Origin of the sequence: Streptomyces sp. NPDC051064 (assembly GCF_044455985.1) — a bacterium.
Taxonomy (GTDB): domain Bacteria; phylum Actinomycetota; class Actinomycetes; order Streptomycetales; family Streptomycetaceae; genus Streptomyces.
Genome location: NZ_JBITFK010000014.1, coordinates 35,142 through 49,757 on the forward strand (window position 1 = coordinate 35,142; position 14,616 = coordinate 49,757).

Sequence of the window (14,616 nt, forward strand, 5' to 3'; positions counted from 1 at the left end):
CGTTGCGGCACTAGGGTGATTAGCCCGTTTCGTGTTTGATTTGCGGTATATATCTGCCTAACGTGCGAAAAAGCCTGAACAGTTTCGTTCCGGCAATGTCTCCGAAGGGGAAGACGTGAACAAGGCGCAGCTCGTAGAAGCGATTGCCGACAAGGTCGGCGGCCGCCAGCAGGCCGCAGACGCTGTCGACGTGGTACTCGACGCGATCGTCCGTGCGGTTGTCGCGGGGGACCGTGTCTCGGTCACCGGCTTCGGCTCGTTCGAGAAGGTCGACCGTCCCGCCCGGTACGCCCGCAACCCGCAGACGGGCGAGCGCGTACGGGTCAAGAAGACCTCTGTGCCCCGTTTCCGCGCGGGACAGGGTTTCAAGGACCTGGTGAGCGGCTCCAAGAAGCTCCCCAAGAACGACGTGGCCGTGAAGAAGGCCCCCAAGGGCAGCCTCTCGGGCGGTTCTTCCACCCGTACGACGGCGAAGGCGGCCGCCAAGAAGGCCACCGCCAAGAAGGCCACGGCGGCGGCCAAGAAGACCACGGCGGCCGCGAAGAAGGCGGCCCCGGCGAAGAAGACCACCGCCAAGAAGGCCACGGCGGCGGCCAAGAAGACCACGGCGGCGGCGAAGAAGGCGGCCCCGGCGAAGAAGACGACGACCACCAAGAAGACCGTCGCCGCCAAGACGGCGCCCGCCAAGAAGACCACGGCGAAGAAGGCGCCCGCGAAGAAGACCACGGCACGCAAGACCACTGCCAAGAAGGTCACCGCACGCAAGAAGTGAGACCGGGCACCGCTCGTTCCTCATACGCGCCGGGCCGGGCTCCCCGAGGGGAGCCCGGCCCGCGGGCTGTTCAGGGGCGCTCTCAGAGCGTCTGCAGCGTCACCAGGGTGATCCGCAGCGAGGCGCCCTCGCCCTCGGTCTCGATCCGCACCCGCTGCCCCGGGCGCAGCAGCCGCAGCCCTCCCGCGTCGAACGCGGGTGCGTCGAAGTCCACCGGGGTGCCGTCGTCGAGAAGCACGCTGCCGGTGCGGGTCTCGGAGTCGTACGTGAACGAGGTCGCCTGCATGAGCGGCAGCCTATCGGTCCGCGGCAGGCGCCACGGGGGCCGCCAGCGCAGCGGTGAACCGCCCCACTCCCAGTGCCAGCGCGGCCTCCAGATCGTCGCCCGTGTCCACGTCCCTGCGGACCGAATCGATGCCCGGCAGCGAGATCTCCACCGCCCCCGACGCCAGGTGCCTCGCCCGCGACGCCCCGCCGAAGGCCGGCCGCAATTCCACCCCGGGCGCCGCGGAAAGAAATGTGGTGCCGATTCCTTGTGCGTCACCGACAAATGCACGGGGAAATACTGCGGAGAATTCGAGCACCCGCGCCAGATCGTCCGGACGCAGCGCGGGTAGATCCGCGTTGAGCACGGCCACCGCCGCACCCCCGTGCCGGCCGCGCGCCGACCGCGCACCGTGCTCCATCGCCGCGTCGAGTCCGGCCGCCGGGGTGTCGGCCACCGTCCGCGCGCCGAGCGCCGCCAGCGCCGCTCCGGCCACCGGGTCGTCCGTGACGACCACCACATCTCGCACCGCCGGGCAGGACAGCGCGGCCGACACGGTGTCCAGCGCGAACGCCAGGGCCAGGCGCGGACGCAGATCCCCGCCCACCGCCCGGCCGAGCCTGCTCTTGGCCCGTGCGAGCGGTTTCAGCGGGACGACCAGGGACCAGAGGCCGGTCGGGTCGGTGTTCGTGGCGATCTCCCCCTCCGTACGCATCAGCCCTTATTCTCGCCTGCCGGTACGACAACCCGGAGGTCCGCCCCCAGGCGTGAGGCGTACGGTGTTCTCCACACAGCAGGGCCCGGGGCACGAAAGCACCGCCGCGAGCCGCGCAGCAGCTCAGGTCCTAGAGGAAGGCGTCCGAGTGTCCCGCCGCAGAATCGGCTTCTGGTACCGCCTGGCGGCGGCCATCGCGAAACCGCCCCTGGTGGTTCTGTTCAAGCGGGACTGGCGGGGAATGGAACACATTCCGGCCGATGGCGGATTCATCACCGCGGTCAACCACAACTCCTATCTGGACCCGCTGTCGTACGGGCATTTCCAGTACAACACCGGACGCGTTCCGCGGCTCCTCGCGAAGGCCGGACTCTTCAGGACGCCTTTCGTCGGAATGATCCTGCGCGGCACCGGCCAGATCCCCGTCTACCGGGAGACGACCAACGCACTCGACGCCTTCCGTGCCGCCGTGGACGCCATCGAGCGGGGCGAGTGCGTCGCCTTCTATCCGGAAGGCACGCTCACCCGTGACCCCGACATGTGGCCGATGGCCGGCAAGACCGGCGCCGCCCGGGTCGCGCTGATGACCAAGGCCCCGGTCATCCCCGTCGCCCAGTGGGGCGCCAACCTGGCGATGCCGCCCTACGCCAAGGAGAACAAGCTCCAGCTGTTCCCCCGCAAGACCCTGCGGGTGCAGGCAGGTCCGCCGGTCGACCTCTCCCGCTACTACGGCCTCGACCCGACGCCCGACGTCCTGCGCCAGGCCACCGAGACCATCATGGCCGCGATCACCGCCCAGCTCGAGGACGTACGCGGCGAGAAGGCCCCCGCCGAGCTCTACGATCACCGCAAGGCCCGCGCCGAACAGCGGCGTAAGGCAGAGGGAAAGGGAATGACGTGACGCACCCCGCGAAGGCGGCCGTCTTCGGAACCGGCTCATGGGGTACGGCCTTCGCCATGGTCCTCGCCGACGCCGGCTGCGAGGTCACCCTCTGGGGACGCCGCGCCGAGGTCGCCGAGGCCGTCAACACCACCCGCACCAACCCGGGCTACCTTCCGGGCGTGGAACTGCCCGCCTCGGTCCGGGCCACGACCGACGCCGCCGAGGCCCTGCGCGGCGCCGACTTCGCCGTCCTCGTCGTGCCCTCGCAGACCCTGCGCGCCAACCTCGCCGACTGGTCGCGGCATCTGGAGCCCGGCACGGTGCTCGTCTCCCTGATGAAGGGCGTCGAACTCGGCACCGCCAAGCGGATGAGCGAGGTCATCGAGGACGTCACCGAGGTCACCCCGGACCGGATCGCCGTCGTCACCGGCCCCAACCTCGCCAAGGAGATCGCCGAACGCCGCCCCGCGGCCGCCGTCGTCGCCTGCTCGGACGAGAACGTCGCCCAGCGCCTCCAGGCCGCCTGCCACACCCCGTACTTCCGGCCGTACACCAACACCGACGTGGTCGGCTGCGAGCTCGGCGGCGCCGTGAAGAACGTCATCGGTCTCGCCGTGGGTATCGCCGACGGCATGGGCCTCGGTGACAACGCCAAGGGCTCCCTCATCACCCGCGGCCTCGCCGAGACCACCCGGCTGGGACTCGCCATGGGGGCCGACCCGCTCACCTTCTCCGGCCTGGCCGGACTCGGCGACCTGGTGGCGACGTGCTCCTCACCGCTCTCGCGCAACCACACCTTCGGCACGAACCTCGGGCGGGGGATGACCCTCCAGGAGACCGTCGCCGTCACGAGCCAGACCGCCGAGGGCGTCAAGTCCTGCGAATCCGTGCTCGATCTGGCGCGCAGGCACGGCGTCGACATGCCGATCACCGAGACGGTCGTCGGCATCGTCCACGAGGGCAAGCCGCCGGTGGTCGCCCTCAAGGAGCTGATGTCGCGCAGCGCCAAGCCCGAGCGACGCTGACTCGAGCCCTACCAGCAGGTACGCTCATCGCGATATGAGCAGCCAGAACCTCCCCCAGAGCCCTGAGAGCCCGCTGAGCTCCGAGCAGAGCTCCGAGCCGGGCCGCAAGCCGCGCGTGGCCGTCGTGTTCGGCGGCCGCAGCTCCGAACACGGCATCTCGGTCGTCACGGCCGGTGCCATCATGAGCGCCATCGACCGGACGAAGTACGACGTCCTGCCGATCGGCATCACGAGGGACGGACGTTGGGCCCTCACGTCCGACGACCCGGCCCGCATGGCCATCACGGACCGGCAGGTGCCCGACGTGGACCAGCTGGCCGACTCCACGCAGGGCGCGGTGACGCTCTCCGTCGACCCCGGCAACCGTGACGTCGTCGTCAGCGAACCCGGTGCGGTGCCCACGGTCCTGGGCGAGGTCGACGTCGTCTTCCCCATGCTGCACGGCCCCTACGGCGAGGACGGCACGCTCCAGGGGCTCCTGGAGCTCTCCGGCGTCCCCTACGTCGGCGCCGGTGTGCTGTCCTCGGCCGTCGGCCAGGACAAGGAGTACATGAAGCGGGTGTTCACCTCCTTCGGGCTGCCGGTCGGCCCGTACGAGGTCGTCCGGCCCCGGGAGTGGGAGTCGGACCGCCCCGCCGCCCGCAAGCGCATCATGGAGTTCGCGGCCGAGCACGGCTGGCCGCTCTTCATCAAGCCCGCCCGCGGCGGCTCCTCCATGGGCATCACGAAGGTCGACGACGCGGCCGGGCTCGACGAGGCGATCGAGGAGGCCCGCCGGCACGACCCCAAGTTCCTCGTGGAGTCCCTGCTGCGCGGCCGGGAGATCGAATGCGGCGTGCTGGAGTTCGAGGACGGACCGCGCGCCAGCGTGCCCGCCGAGATCCCGCCCGTCACCGCGCACGACTTCTACGACTTCGAGGCCAAGTACATCGACTCGGCGGCCGGCCTGGTGCCCGCACCGCTCACCGAGGAGCAGACCGCCGAGGTGCGGCGGCTCGCCGTCGAGGCATTCGAGGCGGCCTCCTGCGAGGGCCTCGTGCGCGCCGACTTCTTCCTCACCGAGGACGGCACGTTCGTCATCAACGAGATCAACACCATGCCGGGCTTCACCCCGATCTCCATGTTCCCCCGCATGTGGCAGGCGAGCGGTGTGGAGTACCCGGAGCTGGTCGACCGGCTGATCACCTCCGCGCTGAACCGCTCCACCGGCCTGCGCTGAGCCGTCGAGGGCTGTCCCGCACGGGACAGCCCTCAGAGACTGTCGGGGACCGTCTTCTTCACGGGCACGGCGAACGCGGACAACGGGGTGATGTCGTGGGCGTACTCCGTCCCGAGCGTCACCTCGACATACGCCTTGCGGTAGGTGGTCGTGAACCGAGGGCCGGCGTCATCGGGCTGCTCCAGCAGCCAGTTGACGCCGTCCGCGTCGACCGCCTTCGACTGGGAATCATCCATCCTCGCGGGCCGGGGGACACCGCAGCGCAGTACGATCGCCCCGTCCCCCCAGCCGGCGGTCAGGTCCGAATCCGGTGAGGGATCACTCCGCTCCAGATCGTCGACGGTTTCCGGCAGCTCCTTGTGCAGTTCCTCGCAGTACCCGGCGGCCTCCGACGACGGCGTGGGAACCGCCACCGAGGGCTGGTCACCACCGCCGGAACAGCCCGCCACGGCGAGCACGCACAGGGCGGCGGACGGGGCGAGTACAAGGGAACGGGGGGACCGGCGGCGGGTGTGAGTCACCGGACCAGCGTAGACAGGGGTCAGAGGTGGACGACCGGGCAGGTCAGGGTGCGTGTGATGCCGTCCACCTGCTGGACCTTGGCGACCACCATGCGGCCGAGGGCGTCGACCGTGTCGGCCTGCGCGCGCACGATCACGTCGTAGGGGCCTGTGACGTCCTCTGCCTGGATCACTCCCGGGAGCTTTGCGATGGTCTCGGCGACGATCGACGCCTTGCCCACCTCGGTCTGGATGAGGATGTACGCCTGTACCACGGAACCTCCAGGGCGGCCACGAGGATCATGTGGGGGAAAGGGACGCCACGTTATCGCGTTGCCCCGGGCCGGGGGGAGACCTACGGGCCGGTTGACGCCCACAGCGTGGCGCACGCACCACAGAAGTTGACGTATCTCTTGACGGTACCGACAGCCGTTGGGGCTCGCGACCGCAAGCCCACCGGTGCGGAAGGGCGACAGTGACGCCCGTACGCCCCGGAGCCACCGGATCCCGTGGGCCGTCCGCCCACGGTCCGGACCTCCGGCCGCTGAAGCAGCCCGGACAGGTGTCCGGTGCGATAGATGAGAGGTGAGACTCGGTGAAGGGAACCGTGGGCGAGTTGGGGGAGTTCGGGCTCATCAGAGAGCTCACGTCCCGGCTCACCACCACTCCGGCGGTACGGCTGGGACCCGGCGACGACGCCGCGGTCGTGGCCGCTCCCGACCGCAGGGTCGTGGCCAGTACGGACATCCTGCTGGAAGGGCGGCACTTCCGCCGCGACTGGTCGACGGCGTACGACGTCGGCCGCAAGGCCGCCGCCCAGAACCTCGCCGACATCGCCGCCATGGGCGCCGTGCCCACGGCGCTGCTGCTCGGTCTCGTCGTACCGGCCGACCTGCCGGTCACCTGGGCCGCCGAGCTCATGGACGGACTGCGTGACGAGTGCCAGGTCGCCGGTGCGGCCGTCGTCGGCGGCGACGTCGTCGGGGGCGACACCATCACCGTCGCGATCACCGCGCTCGGCGACCTGCGCAACCACGAACCCGTCACCCGGGCCGGCGCCCGGCCCGGCGACGTCGTCGCCGTCACCGGGTGGCTCGGCTGGTCCGCTGCCGGATTCGCCGTGCTCTCCCGGGGGTTCCGCTCGCCGCGCGCCTTCGTCGAGGCGCACCGGCGCCCCGAACCGCCGTACCACGCGGGCCCCGCGGCCGCCGGGCTCGGCGCCACGGCCATGACCGACGTCAGCGACGGACTCGTCGCCGACCTCGGGCACATCGCCGAGGCCAGCAAGGTCCGTATAGACCTGCGGTCCGGTCTCATCGACATTCCCTCGCAGATGTCCGACATCGGGCAGGCCGTCGGGGTCGACCCCCTGCAGTGGGTGCTGACCGGGGGAGAGGACCACGCGATCGTGGCGACGTTCCCCGCCGATGTGAAGCTCCCCGCGCGCTGGAAGGTCATCGGAGAGGTCCTCAACCCGTCGGCGCTTCCCCAGGTCACCGTCGACGGAGCGCCCTGGACGAGCAAGGGCGGCTGGGACCATTTCGGATCCATCGAGGACGCCCAGTAGATTCCGGGGCATGACCGCACCTGCCCCGGTACCGCCCCGTGTCCTCACCGTCGCCGGATCCGACTCCGGCGGCGGTGCGGGCATCCAGGCCGACCTCAAGACGATGCTGGCTCTCGGCACCCACGGGATGAGCGTGCTGACCGCGGTGACCGCCCAGAACTCGCTGGGCGTGCAGGGAGCCTGGGAGCTGCCGGCGGACGCCGTACGCGCCCAGTACCGCAGCGTCGTCGACGACATCGGCGTCCAGGCGGTGAAGACCGGCATGCTGTCCTCGGCCGTGCTCGTCGACACCGTCGCGGAACTCCTCGCGGGGACCGGCGCACCCGTCGTCGTCGACCCCGTCGGGGTCTCCAAGCACGGGGACCCGCTGCTGGCGGCCGAAGCCCTCGACTCCGTACGCACGAAGCTGCTGCCCGTCGCCACCGTCGCCACCCCGAACCTCGACGAGGTGGCCCAGCTCACCGGCGTCACCGTCACCGACGAACCGGGGATGCGCAGGGCCGCCGCCGCGATCCTCGCGTACGGACCGCGCTGGGTGGTGATCAAGGGCGGCCATCTGCCCGGCGAGGCCGTGGACCTGCTGACGGACGGCAGCGAGGAGCACTGGCTGCGCGCCCCGAGGCTCGACAACCGGCACACCCACGGCACGGGCTGCACCCTCGCCTCCGCCATCGCCTGCGGACTCGCCCGCGGCCAGGACGTCCCGGCCGCCGTGCGGGGCGCGAAGGAGTACGTCACCGGCGCGATCCGGGCCGGCTTCGCGCTGGGCGGCGGGATCGGCCCCGTCGATCACGGCTGGCTCGTACGCCCGGCCCGCTGAAGCAGAGCACAGCAAAAAGCCGGTCCACCGAGGTGGACCGGCTTTTTGGGCAACCGGAAGGCTGCGCTACGACGGGGACGTCAGCGCGCGACCTTGCCGGCCTTGATGCACGAGGTGCAGACGTTGAGCCGCTTCGGCGTCCGCCCGACCACGGCACGCACGCGCTGGATGTTGGGATTCCAGCGACGGGACGTACGGCGGTGCGAGTGCGAAATGCTGTTGCCGAAGCTCGGCCCCTTGCCGCAAACGTCGCAGTTGGCAGCCACGGGTCACTCCAAAACTTCAGATGCACTTACAGTGAATTCCGGCGCGCCGGAATCATTTTACTGAAGTGGCGGTACCGGAGGAATGTCCCGACTCTCGTCGGGCAACCGGAGCAGCATACAACGGCTGCGTCGGAGATACGAAACTACCACGGCTCCCCGGGCACTCCGTCCCGCACCTCTGCCCGCCGGGCCTGCGCACGAGGACTACTCTGCGGTGCAGCCAGCCCCCCACGGCCGCCCCAAGGAGGACCAACGGTGCCGCAGTCCCCCGACGATCTGGACGCCGTCGCGGTGCGCACCTGGTGCTCACTGGCCCTGGAGGCCCTGGGACGGGAGCGGGCAGCCATCGACGCCATCAACGTCTACCCCGTCGCCGACGGGGACACCGGCACCAACCTCTATCTCACCGTCGAGTCGGCGGCCGCGGCCGTCGAGGCGGTCTTCGCCGCCCATGAGACCGGTTCCACCGTGCCCGGCCCCGCCGACGCGGTGCGGGCCATGGCGCACGGCGCGCTGATCGGGGCCCGGGGCAATTCGGGGACCATCCTGGCCCAGCTGCTGCGCGGCATGGCCTCCGTCCTGTCCGAGTCGGGTGACGCCCGTCACCTGCGGACCGCGCTGGCGGAGGCCGCCGCGGCGGCGCGGCTGGCCGTGGCCCATCCCGTCGAGGGCACGGTGCTCACGGTCGCCACAGCAGCCGCCGAGGCGGCCGGGGCAACAGGCGGGAGCGCCCGGCTCACCGAGGTGGCCGAGGCAGCGTACGAAGGGGCGCGCACCGCCCTGGCAGCCACCCCCGGCCAGCTCGCCGTCCTCGGCCGTGCGGGCGTCGTCGACGCCGGCGGGCAGGGCCTGGTGACCGTGCTCGGCGCACTGCTGGAAGCGGTCGGCGGACGTGTCCGGGAGCGCGCCGTCACACCCGCCCCCGACGTCCTTCCGCTGACCGGTGACTGTGCGGAGGCGGGCCCGGACAGCGGGCCGGCCTTCGAGGTCATCTATCTGTTGGAGGCCCCCGACGACGCGGTCGCCCGGCTGCGGAGCCGGCTGGACGCCCTGGGGGACTCACTCGTCGTGGTCGGCGGCGACGGCCTGTGGAACGTCCACGTCCATGTCGACGACGCGGGGGCGGCCGTCGAGGCCGGGGTCGAGGCCGGCCGGCCCTACCGGATCCGGATCACCCACTTCGCCGCCGACCGGGGTTCGGCCCACCGTGAACCCGCCCAGCGCGCGGTCGTCGTGGTCGTACCCGGCGACGGGCTCTCCGGCCTGTGCGCCGAGGCCGGGGCGACCACCGTGCTGGCACGTCCCGGCGAGCCGCCCGCCAGCGGCGAACTGGTCGACGCCATCCGCCGGGCGCACGCCCGGGAGGTGGTCCTGCTGCCGAACGACGCACAGCTGCGTCACACCGCCGCCGCCGCCGCCGAACAGGCCAGGGGCGAGGGCATCCGCGTCGCTCTGGTCCCCACCCGCGCCGCGGTCCAGGGCATCGCCGCGCTCGCCGTCCATGAACCCGGCCGCAGCTTCGACGAGGACGTCGTCGCGATGACGTCGGCGGCCGGCGCCACCAGGTACGCCGAACTGGCCGTCGCCGAACGGCAGTCGTGGACCATGGCGGGCATCTGTCAGGCCGGCGACATCCTCGGCCTGATCGACGGGGACGTCGCCGTCATCGGTGAGGACGTCCCGGGCACGGCCCGCACGGTCCTGGACCGGATGCTGTCGGCGGGCGGCGAACTCGTCACGCTGATCCTGGGGGAGGACGTGCCCGACGACCTCGCCGACGAGCTGAGCGAACACGTCCGCGAGGGCTACCTCGCCGTCGACACGGTCGTCTACCGGGGCGGCCACCAGGCGGCGCCCCTGCTCATCGGCGTCGAGTGACACGTCGAGCGGGGCGGCGCACGGAGACATCTGTCAGTGGCGTGGTGTGCAATGGACCGCGTGTCCGCTTTCGATGAACCCCTGAAGAAGCTGCTCGGCGGAGCCACCGCGAAGGTGATGGCCGAACACCTCGACCTGCACACGGTCGGTGATCTGCTGCACCACTACCCGCGGCGCTACGAGGAGCGGGGCCGCCTCACGGCGCTCACCGAACTCCCGCTCGACGAGCATGTGACGGTCGTCGCCCAGGTCGCCGACGCGCGGATCATGATGTTCAACAACGGCCGCGGCAAGCGGCTGGAGGTCACCCTCACCGACGGCAGCGGCCGCCTCCAGCTGGTCTTCTTCGGACACGGCGTCCACAAGCCCCACAAGGAGCTCCTGCCCGGCCGGCGGGCGATGTTCGCGGGCAAGGTCTCCGTCTTCAACAGGAAGATGCAGCTGGCCCACCCGACGTACCAGCTCCTGGACGCGAGGCACGATGACGACCCGGCCGATGTGACCGAGGCCGTCGACGCCTTCGCCGGGCAGCTGCTGCCGATCTACCCGGCCTGCAAGCAGCTCGACTCCTGGCGGATCGCCAAGGCCGTCGACACGGTCCTGCCCAGCGCGCAGGAGGCGGTGGACCCGCTGCCCCCGGCGCTGCGCGAAGGGCGCGGCTTCGTCCCCCTGCCCGAGGCTCTGCTCAGGATCCACCGCCCGCACACCAAGGCGGACATCGCGGCCGCGCGGGACCGGCTGCGCTGGGACGAGGCCTTCGTCCTCCAGGTCGCGCTCGCCCGCCGCCGCTACGCCGACACCCAGCTTCCCGCGGTGGCCCGCAGACCCGTTTCCGGCGGTCTGCTCGACGCCTTCGACGCCAAGCTGCCCTTCACGCTCACCGAGGGCCAGCAGAAGGTCACCGGAGAGATCTTCGGCGACCTGGCGACGGAACACCCGATGCACCGGCTGCTGCAGGGCGAGGTGGGCTCGGGGAAGACGATGGTCGCCCTGCGCGCGATGCTCACCGTCGTCGACGCGGGCGGCCAGGCCGCGATGCTCGCCCCCACCGAGGTGCTCGCCCAGCAGCACCACCGGTCCGTCACCGAGATGATGGGCGAGCTGGCCGAAGGCGGGATGCTCGGCGGGTCCGACCTCGGCACGAAGGTCGTCCTGCTCACCGGCTCCATGGGCACGGCGGCCCGCCGCCAGGCGCTGCTCGACCTCGTCACGGGCGAGGCCGGGATCGTCATCGGCACCCACGCGCTGATCGAGGACAAGGTCCAGTTCCACGACCTCGGCCTGGTCGTCGTCGACGAACAGCACCGCTTCGGCGTGGAACAGCGCGACGCGCTGCGTTCCAAGGGCAAGCAGCCGCCCCACCTGCTCGTCATGACGGCCACCCCCATTCCCCGTACGGTCGCGATGACCGTCTTCGGCGACCTGGAGACCTCCGTCCTGGACCAGCTCCCCGCCGGCCGTTCGCCGATCGCCAGCCATGTCGTCCCCGCCAAGGACAAGCCGCACTTTCTCAGCCGCGCCTGGGAACGCGTCCGCGAGGAGGTGGAGAACGGCCACCAGGCGTACGTGGTCTGCCCCCGCATCGGGGACGACGCCGACGAGGCCGGGAAGAAGAAGGGGAAGAAGAAGGCCGCCCCCGAGGACGACGCGGAGAAGCGGCCGCCGCTCGCCGTGCTGGACATCGCCGACCAGCTCGCCAAGGGCCCGCTGGCCGGCCTGCGCGTCGAGGTCCTCCACGGCAGGATGCCGCCCGACGACAAGGACGACGTCATGCGCCGGTTCGCCGCCGGCCAGGCCGACGTCCTGGTCGCCACCACCGTCATCGAGGTCGGGGTGAACGTCCCCAACGCCACCGCGATGGTGATCATGGACGCGGACCGTTTCGGGGTGTCCCAGCTGCACCAGCTCAGGGGCCGCGTCGGACGCGGCAGCGCCCCCGGCCTCTGTCTGCTGGTCAGCGAGGCCCATGAGGCGAGCCCCGCCCGGGCCAGGCTCTCCGCGGTCGCCGCCACCCTCGACGGCTTCGAGCTCTCCCGCATCGACCTCGAACAGCGGCGCGAGGGCGACGTCCTCGGACAGGCCCAGTCCGGTGTCCGCTCCTCCCTGCGGGTGCTCAGCGTCATCGACGACGAGGAGGTCATCGAGGCCGCCCGCGAGGAGGCCGTCCGCGTCGTCGCGGACGACCCCGGGCTCGAACGCCTGCCGGAGCTGCGCACGGCGCTGGACGCCCTGCTCGACAAGGACCGGGAGGCGTACCTCGACAAGGGGTGACCGGGCGGATTTCCGGCGACGCCATATCGTGGGGAGCACGGCACACGTTCCGTCCTGTGTGCCGCCCGCGACCCGAGGAACAGACACCCATGACCCGCGTGATCGCCGGCTCGGCCGGCGGACGCCGCCTGGCCGTCCCGCCCGGCACCGGCACCCGCCCCACCTCCGACCGTGCGCGCGAGGCCCTGTTCTCCACCTGGGAAGCGCTCCTGGGCACCCTCGACGGCGTCCGTGTCGCCGATCTCTACGCGGGCTCCGGCGCGGTGGGCCTGGAGGCGCTCTCGCGCGGGGCGGTCCACGCGCTGCTCGTGGAGGCCGACGCCAAGGCCGCGCGCACCGTCCGCGACAACATCCGCTCCCTCGGCCTGCCCGGCGCCGAATTCCGTGCGGGCAAAGCCGAACAGATCGTGGCGGGACCGGCACCCTCGGACCCGTACGACGTGGTTTTCCTCGATCCGCCGTACGCCGTCACCGACGACGATCTTCGGGAGATCCTGCTCACACTCCGTGCTCAGGGGTGGCTCACGGACGATGCTCTCGTCACGGTGGAACGGAGCACCAGGGGCGGGGAATTCAACTGGCCCGGCGGATTCGAACCACAGCGGGCGCGTCGTTACGGCGAAGCGACGTTTTGGTACGGTCGCGCCGCCTCTACGTGCGAAGACGCACGATGACCGCACCGGAGAGCGAGGGAACCACGTTGCGCCGCGCCGTCTGTCCGGGGTCGTTCGACCCCATCACCAACGGACATCTCGACATCATCGGACGAGCCTCGAAGCTGTACGACGTCGTGCACGTCGCCGTGATGATCAACCAGTCCAAGAAGGGCCTGTTCACCGTCGACGAGCGGATCGAGCTGATCCGCGAGGTCACGGCGGACTTCGGCAACGTGGAGGTCGAGTCCTTCCACGGCCTGCTGGTCGACTTCTGCAAGCAGCGCGACATCCCGGCGATCGTGAAGGGCCTGCGGGCCGTCAGCGACTTCGACTACGAGCTGCAGATGGCCCAGATGAACAACGGCCTCTCGGGGGTCGAGACGCTCTTCGTGCCGACGAACCCGACCTACAGCTTCCTTTCGTCCTCCCTGGTCAAGGAGGTCGCCACCTGGGGTGGCGACGTGGCTCACCTGCTGCCGCCGACGGTCCACGAGGCCCTCGTGAAGCGTCTCGGCGAGAAGTGATGCGCTGACCGACCGTCACCAGGTGTCGGACGGGAGGCGACTGGCCTTACAGTCGTCCCGTCCGTCTCCAACAGCAGCAGAGAGTGGCGAGCACACGGTGGACGTGCAGAAGAAGCTCGACGAGATCGTCGAAACGGTCGGGAACGCCCGCTCCATGCCCATGTCGGCGTCCTGCGTGGTCAACCGGGCCGAACTGCTCGCGATGCTGGAGGAGGTCCGCGAGGCCCTGCCCGGTTCGCTGGCCCACGCCGAGGAGCTCATCGGCGGCCGTGAGCAGCTCGTCGAGCAGGCCCGGCAGGAGGCCGAGCGGATCATCGAGTCGGCCCGCGCGGAGCGCGGTTCGCTGATCTCCGGCACCGAGATCGCCCAGCGGTCCCAGGCCGAGGCGGACCGCATCCTGTCCGAGGCCCGCAGGGAGGCCGACGAGGTCCGCGGCGAGGCCGACGAGTACGTCGACAGCAAGCTCGCCAACTTCGAGGTCGTCCTCACCAAGACCATCGGCTCCGTCGACCGGGGCCGCGAGAAGCTCCTGGGCCGGAGCGAAGGCCTCGACGAGCAGGGCTACGAGGACCCCGACTTCGCCGAGGCTCCCGAGCGCAGCGCCGACCCCGAGACGCTCCGCCGCCGTGCCGACGACTACGTGGACACCAAGCTCGGCGCCTTCGAGGCCGTGCTCGCCAAGACCCTGGAGGCCGTCGGCCGGGGCCGCCAGAAGCTGCACGGCCGGGTCGCCACCGACGAGCTCGGCGCGCACATGGCCGCCCAGGACGCGGCGGGTGGCCACCTGCACACCAGCGACGAGGACCACTGGGCGGGCCTTGCCGAGCTCGCCACCCCCGAGCCGCGGCAGAGCCCCCAGCAGCCGCCCTACGCCGAGCCCGCACAGCCGGACTACACGCCGGTCGCCGACTACCAGGACCCCGCGCGGACCGGCTTCCCGGCCCAGGGGCAGCCCGAGCCGCAGTACGCGCAGACGTACGGCTACCAGGACCAGCAGGTCCAGGACGGCTACGGCTACCAGCAGCAGGACCCGTACGGCGCCTACCAGCAGCAGCCGTACGACCCGAACCAGCAGCAGGAGTACTGGCCGCAGCAGGGCCAGGTGCCCGTGCAGCAGGGCGAGAGCGCGCTCGACGAGACCAGCCTCTTCGACACCAGCATGATCGACCTGGAACAGCTGCGACGCTACGAACAGGGCCGCTGACCGGAGCGGGGCGTACCGGATTGGGAGCTGGGCGGTACGTCCAGTATCCTG

The 14,616-nt window shown here is 71.0% G+C and carries 16 protein-coding genes; 11 read left to right on the forward strand and 5 right to left on the reverse strand.

The features are described from left to right. Nucleotides 1-115: 115 nt before the first annotated feature. On the forward strand, nt 116-772 hold the full coding sequence (locus tag ACIBCU_RS35685) for an HU family DNA-binding protein (RefSeq protein ID WP_362931429.1): 657 nt from the start codon (nt 116-118) through the stop codon (nt 770-772). Between the two features lie 82 nt (nt 773-854). Here the strand turns inward: ACIBCU_RS35685 and ACIBCU_RS35690 are convergent, their stop codons facing one another. Beyond that, a complete protein-coding gene (locus tag ACIBCU_RS35690; protein WP_147959669.1) occupies nt 855-1,058 on the reverse strand; it encodes a hypothetical protein in 204 nt (67 codons plus the stop codon). A gap of 10 nt (nt 1,059-1,068) precedes the next feature. Then, nucleotides 1,069-1,752 carry a 2-phospho-L-lactate guanylyltransferase gene (gene cofC / locus ACIBCU_RS35695; RefSeq protein ID WP_362931431.1) on the reverse strand — a complete coding sequence of 228 codons (684 nt, stop codon included), beginning with the start codon at nt 1,750-1,752 and terminating at the stop codon, nt 1,069-1,071. A gap of 148 nt (nt 1,753-1,900) precedes the next feature. Between cofC and ACIBCU_RS35700 the strand changes: the two genes are divergently transcribed. The 3 genes from ACIBCU_RS35700 to ACIBCU_RS35710 are packed head-to-tail and all read left to right on the forward strand — an operon-like array spanning nt 1,901 to nt 4,879. Further along, the gene (locus ACIBCU_RS35700) at nt 1,901-2,653 is read left to right on the forward strand and encodes a lysophospholipid acyltransferase family protein (RefSeq protein ID WP_362931433.1); all 753 of its coding nucleotides are present in this window, start codon (nt 1,901-1,903) and stop codon (nt 2,651-2,653) included. Next, nucleotides 2,650-3,660 (forward strand): NAD(P)H-dependent glycerol-3-phosphate dehydrogenase, encoded by a 1,011-nt coding sequence (locus ACIBCU_RS35705; RefSeq protein WP_362931435.1) that lies wholly within the window; start codon nt 2,650-2,652, stop codon nt 3,658-3,660. Before ACIBCU_RS35700 ends, ACIBCU_RS35705 begins: the two co-directional genes overlap by 4 nt. 34 nt (nt 3,661-3,694) lie before the next feature. Continuing rightward, nucleotides 3,695-4,879, forward strand: a complete 1,185-nt coding sequence (locus tag ACIBCU_RS35710; RefSeq protein ID WP_362931437.1) for a D-alanine--D-alanine ligase family protein — start codon at nt 3,695-3,697, stop codon at nt 4,877-4,879. Nucleotides 4,880-4,911: 32 nt separating this feature from the next. On the opposite strand, the gene ACIBCU_RS35715 is transcribed toward ACIBCU_RS35710, so the two are convergent. After that, a complete protein-coding gene (locus ACIBCU_RS35715; protein ID WP_362931439.1) occupies nt 4,912-5,400 on the reverse strand; it encodes a DUF3515 domain-containing protein in 489 nt (162 codons plus the stop codon). 20 nt (nt 5,401-5,420) lie between these two features. Next, nucleotides 5,421-5,654 carry an Lrp/AsnC family transcriptional regulator gene (locus ACIBCU_RS35720; RefSeq protein WP_056791028.1) on the reverse strand — a complete coding sequence of 78 codons (234 nt, stop codon included), beginning with the start codon at nt 5,652-5,654 and terminating at the stop codon, nt 5,421-5,423. Nucleotides 5,655-5,974: 320 nt separating this feature from the next. Here ACIBCU_RS35720 and ACIBCU_RS35725 point away from each other — a divergent pair, with 320 nt between their 5' ends. Beyond that, nucleotides 5,975-6,946, forward strand: a complete 972-nt coding sequence (locus tag ACIBCU_RS35725; protein ID WP_362931441.1) for a thiamine-phosphate kinase — start codon at nt 5,975-5,977, stop codon at nt 6,944-6,946. 10 nt (nt 6,947-6,956) lie between these two features. Next, nucleotides 6,957-7,766: a bifunctional hydroxymethylpyrimidine kinase/phosphomethylpyrimidine kinase gene (thiD, locus tag ACIBCU_RS35730; protein WP_399236641.1), complete on the forward strand. Its 810-nt coding sequence runs from the start codon at nt 6,957-6,959 to the stop codon at nt 7,764-7,766. Nucleotides 7,767-7,846: 80 nt separating this feature from the next. On the opposite strand, the gene rpmB is transcribed toward thiD, so the two are convergent. Beyond that, nucleotides 7,847-8,032 carry a 50S ribosomal protein L28 gene (gene rpmB, locus ACIBCU_RS35735; RefSeq protein WP_003965989.1) on the reverse strand — a complete coding sequence of 62 codons (186 nt, stop codon included), beginning with the start codon at nt 8,030-8,032 and terminating at the stop codon, nt 7,847-7,849. 255 nt (nt 8,033-8,287) lie between these two features. Here rpmB and ACIBCU_RS35740 point away from each other — a divergent pair, with 255 nt between their 5' ends. From ACIBCU_RS35740 to ACIBCU_RS35760, 5 genes are all read left to right on the forward strand, one after another. Continuing rightward, nucleotides 8,288-9,910 (forward strand): DAK2 domain-containing protein, encoded by a 1,623-nt coding sequence (locus ACIBCU_RS35740; protein WP_399236643.1) that lies wholly within the window; start codon nt 8,288-8,290, stop codon nt 9,908-9,910. Nucleotides 9,911-9,961: 51 nt separating this feature from the next. Beyond that, nucleotides 9,962-12,181: an ATP-dependent DNA helicase RecG gene (gene recG, locus ACIBCU_RS35745; protein WP_399236645.1), complete on the forward strand. Its 2,220-nt coding sequence runs from the start codon at nt 9,962-9,964 to the stop codon at nt 12,179-12,181. Nucleotides 12,182-12,270: 89 nt separating this feature from the next. Continuing rightward, nucleotides 12,271-12,855 (forward strand): 16S rRNA (guanine(966)-N(2))-methyltransferase RsmD, encoded by a 585-nt coding sequence (rsmD, locus tag ACIBCU_RS35750; protein WP_399236647.1) that lies wholly within the window; start codon nt 12,271-12,273, stop codon nt 12,853-12,855. 26 nt (nt 12,856-12,881) lie between these two features. Continuing rightward, nucleotides 12,882-13,361, forward strand: a complete 480-nt coding sequence (gene coaD / locus ACIBCU_RS35755) for a pantetheine-phosphate adenylyltransferase (protein ID WP_041667884.1) — start codon at nt 12,882-12,884, stop codon at nt 13,359-13,361. A 97-nt stretch (nt 13,362-13,458) separates the two neighbouring features. Continuing rightward, nucleotides 13,459-14,565 carry a cell division initiation protein gene (locus ACIBCU_RS35760; protein ID WP_362931451.1) on the forward strand — a complete coding sequence of 369 codons (1,107 nt, stop codon included), beginning with the start codon at nt 13,459-13,461 and terminating at the stop codon, nt 14,563-14,565. The last annotated feature ends 51 nt before the right edge of the window (nt 14,566-14,616 follow it).